The organism is Cyanobium sp. Maggiore-St4-Cus (assembly GCF_024345615.1).
GTDB classification, from domain to species: domain Bacteria; phylum Cyanobacteriota; class Cyanobacteriia; order PCC-6307; family Cyanobiaceae; genus Cyanobium_A; species Cyanobium_A usitatum.
Genome location: NZ_JAGQBL010000004.1, coordinates 190930 through 207009, shown reverse-complemented (window position 1 = coordinate 207009; position 16080 = coordinate 190930). Strand labels below are relative to the sequence as shown.

The 16080-nt window shown below is 64.9% G+C and carries 15 protein-coding genes and 1 pseudogene; 4 read left to right on the top strand and 12 right to left on the bottom strand.

Annotated features, from left to right (window positions below; all coding sequences use genetic code 11):
• Nucleotides 1-22: 22 nt before the first annotated feature.
• From rpsF to KBY99_RS05590, 3 genes are all read right to left on the bottom strand, one after another.
• Nucleotides 23-385 (bottom strand): 30S ribosomal protein S6, encoded by a 363-nt coding sequence (gene rpsF, locus KBY99_RS05600; RefSeq protein WP_106502591.1) that lies wholly within the window; start codon nucleotides 383-385, stop codon nucleotides 23-25.
• Nucleotides 386-463: 78 nt separating this feature from the next.
• The gene (locus tag KBY99_RS05595) at nucleotides 464-943 is read right to left on the bottom strand and encodes a Tic20 family protein (protein ID WP_254997898.1); all 480 of its coding nucleotides are present in this window, start codon (nucleotides 941-943) and stop codon (nucleotides 464-466) included.
• Between the two features lie 10 nt (nucleotides 944-953).
• Nucleotides 954-1850: a shikimate dehydrogenase gene (locus KBY99_RS05590; protein WP_254997869.1), complete on the bottom strand. Its 897-nt coding sequence runs from the start codon at nucleotides 1848-1850 to the stop codon at nucleotides 954-956.
• Nucleotides 1851-1962: 112 nt separating this feature from the next.
• On the opposite strand from KBY99_RS05590, the gene dnaK reads away from it, so the two are divergent.
• Entirely contained in the window at nucleotides 1963-3876 is a 1914-nt protein-coding gene (dnaK, locus tag KBY99_RS05585; RefSeq protein WP_254997868.1) for a molecular chaperone DnaK, read from the top strand.
• 86 nt (nucleotides 3877-3962) lie between these two features.
• Here the strand turns inward: dnaK and KBY99_RS05580 are convergent, their stop codons facing one another.
• Together KBY99_RS05580 and psbQ are read right to left on the bottom strand one after the other, a co-directional pair.
• Nucleotides 3963-5033: an NAD(P)/FAD-dependent oxidoreductase gene (locus KBY99_RS05580; protein ID WP_254997897.1), complete on the bottom strand. Its 1071-nt coding sequence runs from the start codon at nucleotides 5031-5033 to the stop codon at nucleotides 3963-3965.
• A gap of 53 nt (nucleotides 5034-5086) precedes the next feature.
• Complete coding sequence (psbQ, locus tag KBY99_RS05575) at nucleotides 5087-5626, bottom strand: photosystem II protein PsbQ (protein WP_254997867.1); 540 nt, start codon at nucleotides 5624-5626, stop codon at nucleotides 5087-5089.
• Between the two features lie 135 nt (nucleotides 5627-5761).
• Here psbQ and purU point away from each other — a divergent pair, with 135 nt between their 5' ends.
• Both purU and KBY99_RS05565 read left to right on the top strand, forming a co-directional pair.
• The gene (gene purU, locus KBY99_RS05570; RefSeq protein ID WP_254961891.1) at nucleotides 5762-6634 is read left to right on the top strand and encodes a formyltetrahydrofolate deformylase; all 873 of its coding nucleotides are present in this window, start codon (nucleotides 5762-5764) and stop codon (nucleotides 6632-6634) included.
• A 37-nt stretch (nucleotides 6635-6671) separates the two neighbouring features.
• Complete coding sequence (locus KBY99_RS05565) at nucleotides 6672-6929, top strand: hypothetical protein (RefSeq protein ID WP_254997865.1); 258 nt, start codon at nucleotides 6672-6674, stop codon at nucleotides 6927-6929.
• On the opposite strand, the gene KBY99_RS05560 is transcribed toward KBY99_RS05565, so the two are convergent.
• The 4 genes from KBY99_RS05560 to KBY99_RS05545 all read right to left on the bottom strand — a co-directional run bounded on the left by KBY99_RS05560 (nucleotide 6930) and on the right by KBY99_RS05545 (nucleotide 10516).
• Nucleotides 6930-7655, bottom strand: coding sequence for a hypothetical protein (locus KBY99_RS05560; RefSeq protein ID WP_254997864.1), 726 nt, complete (start codon nucleotides 7653-7655; stop codon nucleotides 6930-6932). It lies immediately after the preceding gene.
• Nucleotides 7656-7659: 4 nt separating this feature from the next.
• Nucleotides 7660-8841, bottom strand: coding sequence for a hypothetical protein (locus tag KBY99_RS05555; protein WP_254997862.1), 1182 nt, complete (start codon nucleotides 8839-8841; stop codon nucleotides 7660-7662).
• Nucleotides 8842-8940: 99 nt separating this feature from the next.
• The gene (locus KBY99_RS05550; RefSeq protein WP_254997861.1) at nucleotides 8941-9834 is read right to left on the bottom strand and encodes an archaeosortase/exosortase family protein; all 894 of its coding nucleotides are present in this window, start codon (nucleotides 9832-9834) and stop codon (nucleotides 8941-8943) included.
• Between the two features lie 10 nt (nucleotides 9835-9844).
• Nucleotides 9845-10516, bottom strand: coding sequence for a hypothetical protein (locus KBY99_RS05545; RefSeq protein WP_254997860.1), 672 nt, complete (start codon nucleotides 10514-10516; stop codon nucleotides 9845-9847).
• A gap of 208 nt (nucleotides 10517-10724) precedes the next feature.
• Between KBY99_RS05545 and KBY99_RS05540 the strand changes: the two are divergent.
• Nucleotides 10725-10914: pseudogene (locus KBY99_RS05540) on the top strand (hypothetical protein); the annotation flags it as partial.
• A gap of 239 nt (nucleotides 10915-11153) precedes the next feature.
• Here the strand turns inward: KBY99_RS05540 and KBY99_RS05535 are convergent.
• From KBY99_RS05535 to acnB, 3 genes are all read right to left on the bottom strand, one after another.
• Complete coding sequence (locus KBY99_RS05535; protein ID WP_254997859.1) at nucleotides 11154-12707, bottom strand: B12-binding domain-containing radical SAM protein; 1554 nt, start codon at nucleotides 12705-12707, stop codon at nucleotides 11154-11156.
• Nucleotides 12708-12816: 109 nt separating this feature from the next.
• Nucleotides 12817-13239 (bottom strand): hypothetical protein, encoded by a 423-nt coding sequence (locus KBY99_RS05530; RefSeq protein WP_254997857.1) that lies wholly within the window; start codon nucleotides 13237-13239, stop codon nucleotides 12817-12819.
• 125 nt (nucleotides 13240-13364) lie between these two features.
• A complete protein-coding gene (gene acnB / locus KBY99_RS05525) occupies nucleotides 13365-15980 on the bottom strand; it encodes a bifunctional aconitate hydratase 2/2-methylisocitrate dehydratase (RefSeq protein ID WP_254997856.1) in 2616 nt (871 codons plus the stop codon).
• Between the last annotated feature and the right edge of the window lie 100 nt (nucleotides 15981-16080).

The window sequence follows — 16080 nt, the reverse complement described above, 5'->3', positions numbered from 1 at the left end:
CTCAGGTCAAACTGGGTCCCAGTTAGACGGTGGCTGGTTCCATGGGCGCGGCTTCAGTGCTGGCGCCGGGCAGGGTGCGTGGTGCCGGCATCGGGCCGTCTTGCTTGACGGTGAGATAGCGAATCACATCTTCCGAGAGACGCATGGCCCGCTCCAGCGGACCTACCTGCTGGCCGTCGCCGTTGTGGTTGAGCTGCACATAGATGCCCTCGCGGTGCTTGGCGATGGAATAGGCCAGGCGGCGCTTGCCGCGCATCTGGCAATCCAGCACTTCACCACCGGATTCGGTGACCAGATCGCGGTACTTGGCGACATGGGTTTCCACCTCTTCCTCCGGAATATCCGGACGAAGGATGTACATGGTCTCGTAGTAGGGCTGCGTCATGGTCGCTTCGGGGTTGTCGCCTCAGGAATTGGGGCAGCGGCCGGCGGGCTGATGCCCACCAGCGACGGATCAAACACCTTACAGCTGCATCCGAACGGCTTCCGAGATGCTGGGAATATCGGCTTCCTTACCCCGCAGGTTTTGCAATACAGCAAACAGCACCAGCACTAAAATGCCGATAAACACTGTGTTGCTGAGGGTTTTGCCGACGAAGTCCAGGGCGCCAAGCTGCAGCACCTGGAAGGCCAGGCTCACCAGTACCACCACGATGTCGATCAGGATCGCCTGCAGCACGTTGAAGCGGATCACGTAGGGCACCTTGTTGTTCCGCACCACCGCGAGGAAGAGCACAAGGAACAGCACCAGCCCGCCAAAGGGCACCGCCTGCTCCAGCAGGGCGATCGGCAGGATCGGCACCCCAAGCCACTGCAGGGCCGGGAACAGGCCGAACAGCCCCCGACCGAAGGAGAAGGCGTCGCTCCAGGGCAACAGGTAGGCCAGGGCCGCCAGCACTCGCTGCCAGATCGGGGGATCCTGCATGGATGGAGAAACTTCCAGGGCCTTCAGGCTAGGGGCCCAGCTGGGCTAGGGCTGCCGCGCGCATCGCTGCCACCGGCACCTGCTCAAGTCCGCTCCAGCGCCGCAGGGAGGCGGCCCCCTGCTGCACCAGCATCTCCAGGCCATCCAGGCCCCGGCAGCCCCGCTGGCTCGCCGCCAGCAGCAGGGTTGTGGGTCTGGGTGTGTAGATCAAGTCGTACACGGTGGAGCCGGGTTGCAGGGCTTCCAGTTCGCCGGGGCTGAGGGGGCAGTGCCGGGCCGCATCCGGATTGCCGGCGGCAGCCATGCCCACGGGCGTGGTGTTGACCACTAGGTCTGCCAGGGCCAGGGCCTCGGCTAGGGCCGCGCTGCCTTCAGCCCATTCCAGCCCCCGCAGTTGGGGCGCCCAGCTGTGGCAGGTGGCCAGCAGGGCTGCGAGTCGATCGCTGCTGCGGCCTGCCATGGCGATCGAGCTGCAGCCCAGTTCCACCAGGGCTGCCACCACAGCCCGGGCACTGCCGCCACAGCCCAGCACCACCGCTCGCCGCCCCTGCCAGTTCTGCTCAGTGCTGCGTAGGGGAGCCAAGAAGCCCTCCACATCAGTGTTTTCCCCCACCCAGCCCCCCTGCTGGTGCCGCACCAAGGTGTTCACCGCACCCACCCGTTGCGCCAGGGGCGAGAGGCTGCGGCAGAGGCCAGCCACGGCCTGCTTGTGGGGCAGGGTCACGTTGAGGCCGCGGCAGTCAATGGCCTCCAGCCCTTGCACCACCACCGCCAGCTGGTCTGCCCTGGTGGGCATGGCCAAGTACACCCAGTTGAGCCCCAGCTCCGCCAGGGCTGCGTTGTGCATTGCCGGCGACAGGGAGTGGCGCACCGGATCCCCGAGAACCCCAGCAAGGGCAGTGCTTCCGGAGATCGGCTGGGGCATGAAGGTGGGCTGGCTGGCTGGACCTGTTCGGGAACCACCCCTCGCCTGGGATGGCCCCAGCTGCTGAAGATGCTTCCAGTCAGATCCACTCACCGTAAGGAGTTAGTAACCCATGGGCAAGGTCGTTGGCATTGATTTAGGCACCACAAACAGCTGTGTCGCCGTTATGGAGGGCGGCAAGCCCACCGTGATTGCCAACGCTGAAGGGTTTCGCACCACACCCTCCGTGGTGGCATACACCAAAAACCAGGATCAGCTGGTGGGCCAAATCGCCAAGCGTCAGGCGGTGATGAACCCGGAGAACACCTTCTATTCGGTGAAGCGCTTCATCGGACGTCGCGTTGATGAAGTCAACGAAGAATCGAAGGAAGTGAGCTATGGCGTTGAAAAGGCCGGCGCCAATGTGAAGGTGAAGTGCCCCGTTCTCAATAAGCAGTTTGCCCCCGAGGAGGTGAGCGCCCAGGTGTTGCGCAAGCTCGCCGAAGATGCTGGCAAGTATCTCGGAGAGACGGTGACCCAAGCGGTGATCACCGTTCCCGCCTATTTCAACGACTCCCAGCGCCAAGCCACCAAGGACGCCGGCAAGATCGCTGGCCTTGAGGTGCTGCGCATCATCAACGAGCCGACTGCGGCAGCCCTGGCCTACGGCCTCGATCGCAAGAGCAATGAGCGCATCCTGGTGTTCGACCTGGGCGGCGGCACCTTCGACGTCTCCGTGCTCGAGGTGGGCGACGGTGTGTTCGAGGTGCTCTCCACTTCCGGTGACACCCACCTGGGCGGCGATGACTTTGACAAGGTGATCGTTGATTACCTGGCCGCCAGCTTCAAAGCCAATGAGGGCATTGATCTGCGCCAGGACAAGCAGGCGCTGCAGCGTCTAACTGAAGCGGCAGAGAAGGCCAAAATTGAGCTTTCAAGCGCTTCCCAAAGCGAAATCAACCTGCCGTTCATTACGGCCACCCCGGAGGGTCCTAAGCACCTCGATCTCACCCTCACCCGGGCCAAGTTTGAGGAGTTGGCCTCGAAGCTGATCGACCGTTGCCGCGTGCCGGTGGAGCAGGCCCTTAAGGACGCCAAGCTCTCCTCTGCTGAACTCGATGAAATCGTGATGGTGGGTGGCTCCACCCGCATTCCGGCGGTGCTTGAGCTGGTCAAGCGCGTTACCGGCAAGGACCCCAACCAAACCGTTAACCCAGATGAAGTGGTGGCCGTTGGTGCCGCGATTCAGGGCGGTGTGTTGGCCGGTGAGGTCAAGGACATCCTGCTGTTGGACGTCACCCCCCTGTCTCTAGGCGTTGAGACCCTTGGCGGCGTGATGACCAAGATGATCACCCGCAACACCACCATCCCCACCAAGAAGACCGAGGTGTATTCCACGGCGGTGGATGGTCAGACCAATGTGGAGATCCACGTGCTCCAAGGTGAGCGCGAGATGGCCAGCGACAACAAGTCGCTCGGCACCTTCCGCCTCGACGGCATTCCTCCTTCACCCCGCGGCGTGCCCCAAATCGAGGTCACCTTCGATATCGATGCCAATGGCATCCTCAGCGTCACCGCTAAGGACAAGGGCAGCGGTAAGGAGCAGAGCATCTCGATCACTGGAGCCTCCACCCTCAGCGACAACGAGGTGGAGAAGATGGTTAAGGATGCCGAGAGCAACGCTGCTACCGACAAGGAGAAGCGCGAAAAGATCGACCTGAAGAACCAGGCCGAAACCCTCGTTTATCAGTCGGAGAAGCAGCTCGGCGAGCTCGGCGACAAGGTGGGAGCTGAGGACAAGGCCAAGGTGGAATCCTCCTCCGCCAAGCTCAAGGAGGCGATCGCTAAGGAAGACTTCGACACCATGAAGTCTGAGCTCGAGACCCTGCAGCAGGCCCTGTATGCCGCTGGTGCCGCCGTGTACCAGCAGGCTGCAGGAGCTGAGGCCGGCGGCGCCGCTCCTGGTGGCAATGGTGCTGGTGCCGATGCGGCTAGCTCTGCCTCCAGCGACGACGTGATCGATGCGGAATTCACCGAGAGCAAGTGATCAGAATCACTGAGCGCCTTTAGGTGATCTTTATTTAGCCCCCCGAAAGGGGGGCTTTTTGCTGGGTCAGGGGCCTGGCTGGTTTGTCAGCCTTGCTCCAGCTGGTCGGCCACCCATTCCGCTGTCGCCGGTGCCAGCAGCACGCCATTGCGGTAGTGGCCGCTGGCCAGCACCAGGCCCGGCTCCAGTTGCTCGAGCAGGGGCGCAGGGCGGCCGATCGGATGGGGCCTGTGGCCTTGCCACTGGCGTACCACGGTGGCCTGTTGCAGCCACTCTGGCGCGGCACCACCCAGCTGTTGCAGGTTGGCGAGGGCGGCCGGATCGGCTTGATCGCCAGGCTCCAGGGTGGCCCCAAGCCAAAGCCTGCCGCTGGCACGGGGCACCAGGTTGAGCCCCTGCCACACCACTGCCCCTGGCCAGGAGAGTGCCCCAGGCCAGGTTTTGGCGCTACTCCAGTTTGTGGGGAGTGGCAACTCCAGTTCCAGGGCCTGGCCTAACACCGGCTCCATGGGCACCTGGTGGCCTATGTCCGCCAGCAAAGCGGCACTGGCCACCCCGGCGCTCAGCGCCAAAGCATCCACCTTCAGAAGCTCGCCGCTGCGAGTGTGCACGCTCCAGCCACCGGGGCGTTGCTCGAGGCGCTCAACCCGATCGCAGCAGGTCTGCAGACCCAGCCGCAGGCCATCGGCTAGCAGGGCTGCGAGGGCGGGCCCGGGATCCAGCTGCCCGTCGGCCGGAGAGTAGAGCCCGCCCAGGGCTCCGATCGGCAGGGCTGGTGCCAGGGCGTCAAGCCGGGGCTGGTCCCAGAGCTCCAAGGCAAATCCCTGCTGCCGCCGGCTTGCCACCAACTGGCGCTGGCGCTCCAGCTCCTCAGGCGTGCTGGCCAGCAGCAGCAAGCCGGGCCGCCAGGGCAGCTCCCAGCCCTGGCCCTGCAACTGCTGACGCCATTGGCCCCAGAGCTCCAGGCTGCGTTGACGCAACCGCCAGGCTCGGCCGCTGTTGCGGTGAAACACCTGGGCCATGAGCACCCCCAGGGCCGCCTCGCTGCCTGAGCTGGGGTCGCGCTGGCCGTCCAGGCCAGGATCAATCAGCAAAACTCGGTGGCCACGCTGCAGAAGTAGCCAGGCGCAGGCCCGGCCCACTAAGCCGGCGCCGATTACAGCGATCGAAAGGCGCCTAACGGCTGATCCGACGGGATGGGTCTGCTTAATCAGATCTGCTTGAGGTCTTCCTGCACTTGGGTGGGCAACACCTGGGCATAGAGACCAAAACCGCTCGCCACCTTGATGTAACCCTTGCGCAGCTTGTCGCCGTCTTGAAGGCGGGCCGCCTCATCGAGCTGGGCTAGGGCCGTTTTCAGGGCGGTGGCAAGCTTCTCGGCCTCGGGGCGGTCGGCGGGCAGCAGCCTTTGGTTGATGTAGCTCATTTCCCGGCCCACTTCCTGCATGGGGCCGTGGATCAAATTGGCGGTGAATACCCAGTTGCGATCATTTACGAGGGCGGCCAACTCGGGCAGGCGGTTGCGGGCTGCCAGGAAGCCCTCCGCTTGGCGCTCGATCAGGGCCATGTCCTCTGGGCTGATGGTCGGCGGCTTCTTGCCCTGGCTGCCGTCACAGGCGCTCAGGCCGAGGCAGAGCACGGTGGCAAGGCAGAGCACCAGCAAACGGCGCAGCTGTTGGGTGAAAGCAGCTTGGCTGAAAGCACTTTGGCTGAAAGCAGTGAAAACCGCAGGAATCCGCGCAGAAGCCATCAGCAGGTACCAATACCTTTTCGTGGGGGTGAGTTTATCGGGGCGGGCTGGCTCTTCCGGCCTGTCTGTTGCCCCTCGCAACCTGGCCCTACATGCCGCCGAGGTGCTACGTCTGAACTGACGTTGACCATGGCCATGACTACCGCCACTGCCATCCTGCAGATGATCTGCCCGGATAAACCCGGACTGGTGCGGGAATTGTCTGGCTGGGTGGCGGCTAACGGCGGCAACATCGTGCACGCCGACCACCACAGCGATCAGGGCGCCGGCTTGTTTTTGAGCCGGATCGAGTGGCAGCTTGAGGGTTTCGGGCTGCCGCGGGAGGCGATCTGTCCCACGGCCAGTGCCCTGGCGGAGCGCCTGGGTGGCCAATACACGGTGAACTTCTCAGATGTGCGCCCGCCGGTGGCGATCTTCGTGAGCAAGCAGGACCACTGCCTGCTGGATTTGCTGTGGCGCACGCGCACGGGGGAGTTGCCCATGCAGGTGCCGCTGGTGATCTCCAACCATCCCGACCTTGGCGCCCTGGCCGAGGAATTTGGGGCCCGCTTTGCCCATGTGCCCATCTCAGCCGCCAACCGGGAGGAGGCAGAAGCACGGCACTTGGAGCTGCTTGCCGAGCACGGCATCGAGCTAGTGATCCTGGCCAAGTACATGCAGGTGCTGACGCCGGCATTTTTGGAGAGCTTTGATCCACCGGATGCTTTCCATCGAGTGATCAACATCCACCACTCTTTCCTGCCTGCTTTCCAGGGCGCCCAGCCTTATCACCGGGCCTGGGAGCGGGGCGTGAAGCTGATCGGTGCCACTGGTCACTACGTGACCGAGCAGCTGGATGGGGGGCCGATCATTGCCCAATCCACCGTGCCCGTGGGCCACCGCGATGAGGTCCCAGACCTGATCCGCCTCGGCCGCGACTGCGAACGCCTGGCCCTAGCCCGGGCCGTGCGCCTGCACCTCAAGCGCCAGGTGATGGTTTACCGGGGGCGGACGGCGGTGTTTGCTTGAGGTTCAGGCAGCTTCGCTGAACGCATCAAGCCTGTGTTTGGCGAGAGTCGCCGCAGGCAGCGGTCCCTCTTGGTGCGCCCAGGGCAGCACCCGCTCGCTGTTCCAGGTTGCGTGGATCACTTCCTCCCAGGCTGGTGGGCGCTCGGGGCCTGAGGTTTGCTCCCGCAGCGGCCGGCCCAACCAGGCCATCCCCTTGCTCGAGGAGCTGGTGGATCACCTTCACCGCCCGTCCCTCGGCTTCGTAGTAGCCACGCCGGTTGGCGGCATCCGCACGGCAGCCCGCTCACCACCGTGATCATCGCGCCCAGGCCGCCAGCGGCAGCGCCGCCGCCTGCCAGAAGCGCTGCAGCCGCTCCCGGCTGCCGGGGCCGGCGGCAGTGCTGGCGCTCACCAGCAGGCACTGCCAGCGCACGTTGGCGCGAAGGCCCACCAGCTGGGCCAGTTCCTCCGCCACAGCCGCGTCACGCCTGGGGTTGTTGAAGAACGGGCGGAAGCCAGGCGTCTGGGCGGTGGGTCGCTGCAGCTCGGTGAGCTGCTTCTGGGTGACCCCGCCGCGGCTGCTGCCGGCCGAGGCCACCAGGCAGCTCTGCCAGGCCGCCTCGCCCCCGCTGAGGCGGCCGGCGGCAAGGCTGGCTGGCATGGGCGGGCCTAGCCCCAGCAGCCGCCGCTGACGCAGGGCCAGGCCGGCGGGGGCATCGGGCCCACGGGTGAGCGCCGCCAGCTGGAAGCTGCTGTGGCTGCGGCTGTGCAGGTTCACCAGCGTTAGCGCCAGCGGCGGGCCGCCGCTCAGCGGCAGAACCCGATAGCGGAGCAGGGCGCTGCGGGCCAGCCGGCGGCCGGCGGCGGCGGGCAGGCCGCCGGCAGGCACGATGCGATAGCCGGGGATGGTGTGGGCGCCCGGCAGCGGAGACAACGCCGCTGGCAGGGGCGTGGGCGCCAGCACGATCCACCCGAGTGCCGCCGCCGCGGCTGCCGTGAGACAGCCCAGCAGCAGCACCTGTAGCCGGGGAGAAATCGCCAAGGCCTCAGGCGGCGAGGTTGGTGCTGGGGTTCACCGGTTTGTATCTGCCGTTCCACTGCGCACAGGCCTGACAGCCGACCGCCATAGCCAGGGCGGTGATCACGATCCGCAGCGAGTCGATCGCCAGGCTCACGAACCGCTGGCGGGTCTGCTGGGCCAAGCGGTCCTCCGCAATTTTGAGGTTTACGGCCAGGCTGTTGGCCATTGACTGCTTGCGCACCGCCAGGGGCTGGTTGGTGATCGAGGCCGGCAGGATCGAGAGGCCGCCGAGCCGCTGCATGATGCCGTTGAGCTGGGCGCCCTCCTTGGCGTCGTTGATCTCGGCGGCCACCACGGCCAGCTGCCGTTCCAGCCCCCGCATCTGGGCGCTGTTCTGGGCCACCACCTGCTGCACAAAGAATCCCCCGGCCACCAGCTGGATCACCACCGTGGCGGCGAACAGGGCCGTGGTGAGCCGGCTGGCCCAGAGCAGGGGCCTGGCCAGATTGCGACCGCCCTTGGCAGCGGGGTCGAAATAGTTGCCCAGGCTGCCGCAGAGGAGCGCCAGCAGCATGATCGAGCCGTTGTTCACCAGCTGGGTGGTGAAGCGCAGATACCAGCCGGGGTTTGTGAACTGGGGTGGGATCAGGCCGGCCAGCACCGAAATCGCATAAACAACGGCCAGCGCCCGGAACAGGATCCCGCATTTCACCGCCAGAAGCTGGCGGCGATTAAGGCCGCTGCCCTGGTTGGCGAAGGGGCTTCTCAGCGCCGGCAGCCGCAGGCGCAGCTGGAGTTTCAGCTTCGGCAGGCGGATACTGGTCAGCTGCAGGCCGCTGATGGCCTTTACCAGCCGACGCCGCTCGTGAAGCAGGCGGCGGCGACTGGGCAGCTTCGGCAGGCGGATACTGGTCGGCTGCAGGCCGCTGATGGCCTTTACCAGCCGACGCCGCTCATGACGCAGGCGGCGGCTACTGGGCAGCTTCGGCAGGCGGATACTGGTTAGCCGCAGGCCGCTGATGGCCTTTACCAGCCGACGCCGTTCGTGAAGCAGGCGGCGGCGACTGGGCAGCGCAATGAACCCCAGCCAGGGTTTGCGCCTCTGGTGCCGGGATGAAGACGAGCGCCTCAACGAGGAGCGCGAACGGGATGAGCCCTCGCGGCGGCTGCGATCGCTGCTGGCTGAGGCTTCTGGCGGAAGGCTCATGGAGTGATCCCAATTGGATATACTACGTTAACCCAAGCTTGCCCATGTAATACCATGAAAATATACCTTTAAAATCCTTACTTCCAAAATCCTTTGCAGTCAGATGCGCTGTTCGCGTGCCTGTAGCTGCCGCTCCAGCACGGCCAGATAGATCCAGCCGAAAACCGCCACGCTGAGGCCCGAGAACATCAGCGAGCCGCTCTCCTCGTGGAAGAACCCAAACCACCAGTCCTTATTAGGCCACTGGCTGGCGCTGATCAGGGCCAGCAGGGCAATCCGGAACGCGTTGCCGAGCAAGGCCACCAGCGGTGCGATCGCCAGCAGCAGCCAGCGGCTGCGGCGCAGCGGCAGGGGGAAGGCGAGCACGAACACCACTGCGATCACCAGCAGCTGGGCGATCACATCGATGCCGGCGCAGGTTTCGGATATCAGCACGCTGCCGCCGCTGAGTGTCACCTGGCGGCCTGCGGCGGCCGCATCGACGCCGCCCAGGAGCAGCAGCCCCTGGCAGAGCCGGGCGGTGAGGTGGCTGAGGGGCGGCTCAGGCAGCACCCGAGTGAGTAGCTCAGAGAGCGGAAGCAGGGCCAACACCAGCAGCGACGGCCCCCAGCGCAAAAGGCGCCGCAGCGGCCAGCACAGCAGCGCTAGGCCGGTGCCCAGCCAGATCGGCAGCAGCACCGCGGCCGAATCGAGGTGCAGCACCGCGGCTGTGCGCTGCAACCCAACCGCCAGCAGCAAGCTGCCGAGGCCGAGGCTGAAGGCGCTGGGGGCCGGTGCCAGCTCCGGCAGCTGGTCCTCCAGGCAGATCAGGGCGCCACCCCAGATCAATAGCGACATCAACGCCCGTGTTGGACTCTCCTGGGTGAGGCTAACCATCGTGATGTGGCCCACCGCCGTGAGCGCCGCCAGGGTGAGCCAGAGCCGGCGGCGCAGGGCGAGGCAGGAGGCGGGGGCCGCCGCACAGGTGGATGGTTGGCGTGAGACGGCCGGCAACGCCGCAGAGTTAGGCGGAGGTGGAATCAGATACCAGAGTCGAGGCGGCGAGCCGCTTCCTCAGCTTGCGGGAATAGCGGAAGGCCACGAGGGCACCAAGCACTGGCAGGGGCCCGGGGACGGCTTGCCCTGGGGTGAAGTTATCAACGGCTGCGTAAGTGGCATCAGCCGTCGAAGTAAAGGCAATTGACGTAATGCGCGTCCCGTCAGCACTCGTCCAACCGAGGTAATTGGAAGCCAAATCGGTAGTAGAATAATTCTGACTGAAAGTGTCGTTAATTTTCACATTAAGGATACCAGAGAGAGGTAATAAAGTATCATCTGAAACAAAAATTCTACCGCCAACAGCCGTAGGGCTGACGCCGGTAAAGCTAATCAACAAAGGCGTTTTTTGTTGGGCGGCCTGTATGGCTTTATTTAAACTAATAGGGTTATCTGGAGAGTCGACATACAATCCAACCGGTGCAGAAATGTTGTAACTGTAACTACCCGCCGTTCTATTAATGCCGGGAGGAGAAGCTTTAAATCCATCAGTTAAATCGTTGAAATTATCAGTTGAGAAACTGCCCGGGATCAGTGCCGCTTCGTAGCTCGCTTGGCTGGTGTACGAAACGATCGAGAGGGCAGAGGCAGGGGTACTTGCTAGCGGGATCAGGGCCACCGGAGCCAGCAAAAGTGCCATTGACAGAGACTTCATAACCTTTAAAAAATTGATTATTCTTAGCGCCTATGGCCCGAACTTGTCAAGCCCATTGGCTACTCTTAGACCAAGCTTACAAGAACACACCCACAGGCGGCAACCCTTTCCGGGGTCCCCGGGGAGGACCGGCCAGAACCACGGTCCTGGCGCAGGCGAGCGGTTTTTTTAAGAGTTTGGTGAAAAACCAAGCCTGCGCGAAATAGGACAACTGCCCAGCCTTGATGCGAGCTCACCGGGAGCGCAGCGGCTCCCGGTCAGTCATCCGCTGCGGTGGATCCGGAAACTGGCGGGCGGATCAGGCTCTCGATCGACTCAATCCCACCTTCTGTTATCTCTACGCGACAGAAGCTCGCCCCTCAGTTCCGCCTCAGCGACTGCTGGATCAAGCAGTGGGTTGCCCAGAGGCGTGGCCAAGCGGCCGCGATCCGGGATCCTCACCGGCCAAAAGGCATGAAATCGGCCGCCCTCAGCCCCTGAAACGACGAAAACCACCCCGATCGGAGCCAGATGAGCTCTCGAGCGGGAAAAGCACGGGCGTCTAGGCGGTTTTTCTGCAAACTCCTAGGGCATGACGACCGTTGCCACGTCTGCTGGGCTATTAACGTCACCTGGCCCTGGCTTAGGGGCGAGGTGCGAGCGCTTCCTGCCGGTGTCGCAGCAGCACAGCCGGCTCAAGCGGGCCGCGGAGGTGCGCCCAGGGCAGGACCCGTTCCGGGTGCCAGGTGGTGTGGATCACTTCCTCCCAGGCTGGTGGGCTCTCGGGGCCTGAGGTTTGCTCCCGCACCGCCCGATATGCCTGCTTCCAGCCCCCCAGGCTCTCGTGTTTGCCGCGGGCGGCGGCGATCACCGGTGCTAGGCGCCGGTCGCTGCGCGACAGCAGCGCCTGGATCACGCTCCAGCCATAGCTTTCGGGGCGCAGCTCGATGCCCTTGGGCTTGAGCCGCTTGGCCAGCAGCTTGAGTCGCTTGTCGGCTTCGGGCCGCACCCCCTGCCACTGGAACGGGGTGTGGGCCTTGGGCACGAAGCTGCTCACTCCCAGGGTGAGCCTCAGGCCGGGAGTGGCTTTTTTCAGAGCTAGCAGCAGCTCGGCGGTGGCTTCCACATCGGTTTCTTCTTCCGTAGGCAGGCCCACCATTCCGTAGAGCTTCAGGCCCGTGAGCCCGCCTTCCTTGGCGTAGCGGGCGGCTGCGTAAATCTCTTCGGTGGCGAGTTTCTTGTTCACCACCTGGCGCATGCGCTCGCTGCCGCTCTCGATGGCGATCGTGAGCGATTTGCTGCCCCGTTTGGCCAGAATTCGGCCCAGCTCGGCGGTCACGGTGGCGGCCCGCACCGAGCTGACGCTCACCCGCGTGCCTTCAAAGCGGTCCTGGTCGAGCCAGGCCAGCAGGTCGGCGAATTGGGGGTGCTGGGTTACTGAGGCCCCCAGCAATCCCAGGCGTTGGGTGGCGACCAAACCCTTCTCTACCGCTGGGATCAGGCCGTCTTCCAGGCTGGGGGTGCGAAACGGCAGGGTGAGGTAGCTGGCCAGACAGAAGCGGCACAGCTCCGGACAGCTGCGCGCCACCTCCACCATGTGGATCGAGGGCCAGGCCGCCTCCGGGGTGATCACAGCCGAGTGGCTCAAGGTGTTGCCGCGCCAGGTCTGCTTGGCCACCGTGGCCGGGATACCCGCTTCTGTTGGCTCCACCGCGAGCAGATCGCCCTCGGGGCTGTATCGGGGGGCATAGAGGCTGGGCACGTACACGCCGGGTACGGCCGCCAGCTGCCTGAGCCGTTCGGCCCGGGGTGCACCGCGGCCTGCCTGCAGGGCATCGATGAAGGCGGGCAGCAACAGCTCGCCATCGCCCAGCAAAACCACATCAAAAAATGGTGCCAGCGGCTCGGGGTTGGCGGTGAGCACCGGCCCACCGCCGAAAACGATCGGATCGTCTTCGCCGCGCTCGGCCGCCCAGATCGGGATGCGCTGCTGCTCCAGCAGATCCAGCAGCACCGGCCCATCCAGCTCCCAGCTCAGCGACAGGCCAAACAGGTCGCAGTGGCGGTGCGCTGGATCGCCCTGGTCGGTGAATAGGCGGCGTACATCCACATCGGCCCGTTGGGCCAGGGTGGCCCACACCACCTGGTAACCCAGGCTGGTTATGCCCACCGTGTAAGTGCTGGGAAAGGCCAGCACGGCACGCAGGGCACCGGCCTCAGCTGGGGCGGGTTCGAACAGCAGGATTTCCTGGTTCAGATGAGACGACGGCTGTAGGCATCCAGCGTCTCACCACGGCAGGCATGACTTACTTACCGGCCAGGGCGGAAAGGGGGCCAAGCAGGCCACTGATTGCGGTGTTGGCATCGGCAGCTGATGGAGTGCCCTTGCTGAAGGTGCCGCTTAAGCCTTGGGCAGCGCTTTCGATGGAGGTCCACTTATCCCCGGCCAGGGGCTTGACCACTGGTGCGGCCTTCTCCCAGATGGCCTGGAAGCCGCCCATGGAGGCTGCGGCACCGGCTAGATCGCCGGAGGCCACCTTGCTTTGGCCCTGCTTGAGCAGGTCGAGCACCGGGGTCACGGCCGGCCCTAGGGCCGTCTGGGCGGCACCCGTGGCAGCGGAGGTGGCGGCGTCCTTGGCGTTCTGGGTGACCTGGTCACAGCCGGTGAGGCTTAGGCCACCCGCGAGGGCTAGGGCGATGCCGCCGGCGAGCAGAGAAATGCGACGCATGGAGATGCTGTTCAGCCAACCTCTGGACCCTAGGGACGTCAGTTAGGCCAGCTGATTTCTTCGATTTGTTGTAAGGATTGATACCAAACTGCGCCAGGTTGTGCAGTGGGCGCAGCCCTATTCCCTCATACCCCTTCCAGCACCTTCGCCTCGTCCTCGGCGCTAAGCACGCGGCCGCTGTCTTCAAAGCCTTCGATCTGGTCGAAGTTGAGGTAGCGGTAGAGCTCGGCGCCGTAGGGGTCGATTTTTTCGGCGGCGACTTTCAGGTATTCGTTTCTGGAGGGGATGCGGCCCAGCTGGGCGCATACCGCCGCTAGTTCGGCGCTGCCCAGGTACACCTGGGCGCCGTTGCCGAGGCGGTTGTTGAAGTTGCGGGTGCTGGTGGAAAACACCGTGGTGTTGTCTTCGACGCGGGCCTGGTTGCCCATGCACAACGAGCAGCCCGGCATCTCCATGCGGGAGCCGGCCGCTTCGAAGGTGGCGTAGTAGCCCTCCTGCTTCAGCGTCTCCTCGTCCATGCGGGTGGGGGGGCACACCCAGAGGCGGGCGGCGTTTTCGCCTTGGCCTTCGAGCACGTTGGCCGCGGCGCGGTAGTGGCCGATGTTGGTCATGCAGCTGCCGATGAACACCTCATCGATAGGTGCGCCGGCTACTTCGGAGAGGGTTTTGACGTTGTCGGGGTCGTTGGGGCAGGCCAGGATCGGCTCTGTGATCTGATCGAGATCGATCTCGATCACGGCGGCGTACTCCGCATCGGCATCGGCCTCTAGCAGTTCCGGGTTGGCCAGCCAGGCCTCCATGGCCTTGATGCGGCGGGCCAGGGTGCGGGCATCGCCGTAGCCGCGGGCGATCATGTTTTTCAGCAGTGCCACGTTGCTGTTTAGGTATTCGCTCACCGTTTCGGCGCTGAGCTTGATTGTGCTGCCGGCACAAGAGCGCTCCGCGGTGGCGTCTGTGAGTTCAAAGGCCTGCTCAAGCTTGAGATCGGGCAGCCCTTCAATCTCCATGATTCGGCCGTTGAATACGTTTTTTTTGCCCTCTTTGGCCACCGTGAGCAGGCCCTGCTGGATCGCCACGTAGGGGATGGCGTTCACCACATCGCGCAGGGTGACGCCCGGCTGCAGGGAGCCGGAGAACTTCACCAATACCGATTCGGGCATGTCGAGCGGCATGGCGCCGATCGCCGCGGCGAAGGCCACCAGGCCCGAGCCGGCCGGGAAGCTGATGCCCAGGGGGAAGCGGGTGTGGCTGTCGCCGCCGGTGCCCACGGTGTCGGGCAGGAGCATGCGGTTGAGCCAGCTGTGGATGATGCCGTCGCCGGGGCGCAGGGCCACACCGCCGCGCGACGCCATGAAATCCGGCAGCTCGGCGTGGGTTTTGAGATCCACTGGCTTGGGATAGGCGGCGGTGTGGCAGAAGCTCTGCATCACCAGATCGGCGCTGAAGCCCAGGCAGGCCAGCTCCTTCATCTCATCGCGGGTCATGGGCCCGGTGGTGTCCTGGGAGCCCACGGTGGTCATCAGCGGCTCGCAGCTGCTGCCGGGGCGCACGCCCGCCAGGCCGCAGGCCTTGCCCACCATCTTCTGGGCCAGGGTGTAGCCCTTGCCGGTGTCGGCCGGGGCCACCGGGCGGATGAACAGCTCGCTGGCGGGTAGCCCCAGCTGGGCGCGCAACTTATCGGTGAGCGAGCGGCCAATCAACAGGGGGATGCGGCCGCCGGCGCGCACCTCATCGGTGATCGTGCTGGGCTTGAGCTCGAAGCGAGCCACGATCTCGCCGGCATTCGCTTCGCCGCTGGCCCGCTCGATCGTGCCGGCGTAGGGGCGGATCGTGATCACATCGCCGGAATTGAGCGCGGACACGTCGCACTCGATCGGCAGGGCGCCGGAATCCTCGGCGGTGTTGAAGAAGATTGGTGCGATCTTGCCGCCCAGGATTACCCCGCCGCCGCGTTTGTTGGGCACGTGGGGGATGTCGCTGCCGGTGTGCCAGAGAACGGAGTTGATCGCGGATTTGCGCGAGCTGCCGGTGCCCACCACATCACCTACGTAGGCCACCGGGTGACCTTTGGTTTTGAGCTGGGTGATCAGCTCCAGGCCGCCAGGCATGCGGGTTTCCAGCATCGCCATGGCGTGCAGGGGGATGTCGGGACGGGTGGTGGCGTGGGTGGCGGGGGAGAGATCGTCGGTGTTGGTTTCACCCTCCACCTTGAACACGGTCACGGTGATCTCGGCGGGCAGCTCGGCTTTGGCGGTGAACCACTCGGCGGCGGTCCAGCTGTCGATCACCTGCTGGCCGTAGGCGTTGCTGGAGGCCAGCTCCAGCACCTCGTTGTAGGCGTCGTAGACGAGCAGCGTGGTGCTCAGCCCTTCGGCGGCGGCGCTGGCGATGGCTGGATCGGAGTTGCTGAGCAGCTCGATTAAGGCGCTGACGTTGTAGCCGCCGATCATTGTGGCCAGCAGCTTCACTGCCGCCACTGGGTTCACCAGGGGGCTAGTAGCCGTGCCCTGGGCCACAGCCGCGAGCCAGTCGGCCTTCACGTAGGCCGCCTCGTCCACTCCCGGCGGGATGCGCTCACTAAGCAGGTGCAGCAGGAAGTCTTCCTCGCCGGCGGGCGGTGCGCTCAGCAGCTCCGTGAGTGCACTGGCTTGTGTGGCGCTCAGGGGCAGGGCCGGCACCCCCAGGGCTTCGCGCTCGGCCGCAGCGGCGCGGTAGCTGGGGAGGAAGGTGGCTGCAGACATGCCCGGTCGCGTCGATCTACACCCCATTGTTCTTGGCAGCCGGCCCCTTGGTGGTCGCAATCGCTGCTGACTAGGGTGGAAGGCGACTCCGCGGCGCCGT

Bases quoted from the DNA above. Each gene is read 5' to 3' on its own strand.
- dnaK (WP_254997868.1), top strand. From the start codon at position 1,963: ATGGGCAAGGTCGTTGGCATTGATTTAGGCACCACAAACAGCTGTGTC.
- purU (WP_254961891.1), top strand. From the start codon at position 5,762: ATGACTACCGCCACTGCCATCCTGCAGATGATCTGCCCGGATAAACCC.
- psbQ (WP_254997867.1), bottom strand. From the start codon at position 5,626: ATGGCTTCTGCGCGGATTCCTGCGGTTTTCACTGCTTTCAGCCAAAGT.
- acnB (WP_254997856.1), bottom strand. From the start codon at position 15,980: ATGTCTGCAGCCACCTTCCTCCCCAGCTACCGCGCCGCTGCGGCCGAG.
- KBY99_RS05555 (WP_254997862.1), bottom strand. From the start codon at position 8,841: ATGAGCCTTCCGCCAGAAGCCTCAGCCAGCAGCGATCGCAGCCGCCGC.
- rpsF (WP_106502591.1), bottom strand. From the start codon at position 385: ATGACGCAGCCCTACTACGAGACCATGTACATCCTTCGTCCGGATATT.
- KBY99_RS05545 (WP_254997860.1), bottom strand. From the start codon at position 10,516: ATGGCACTTTTGCTGGCTCCGGTGGCCCTGATCCCGCTAGCAAGTACC.
- KBY99_RS05590 (WP_254997869.1), bottom strand. From the start codon at position 1,850: ATGCCCCAGCCGATCTCCGGAAGCACTGCCCTTGCTGGGGTTCTCGGG.
- KBY99_RS05530 (WP_254997857.1), bottom strand. From the start codon at position 13,239: ATGCGTCGCATTTCTCTGCTCGCCGGCGGCATCGCCCTAGCCCTCGCG.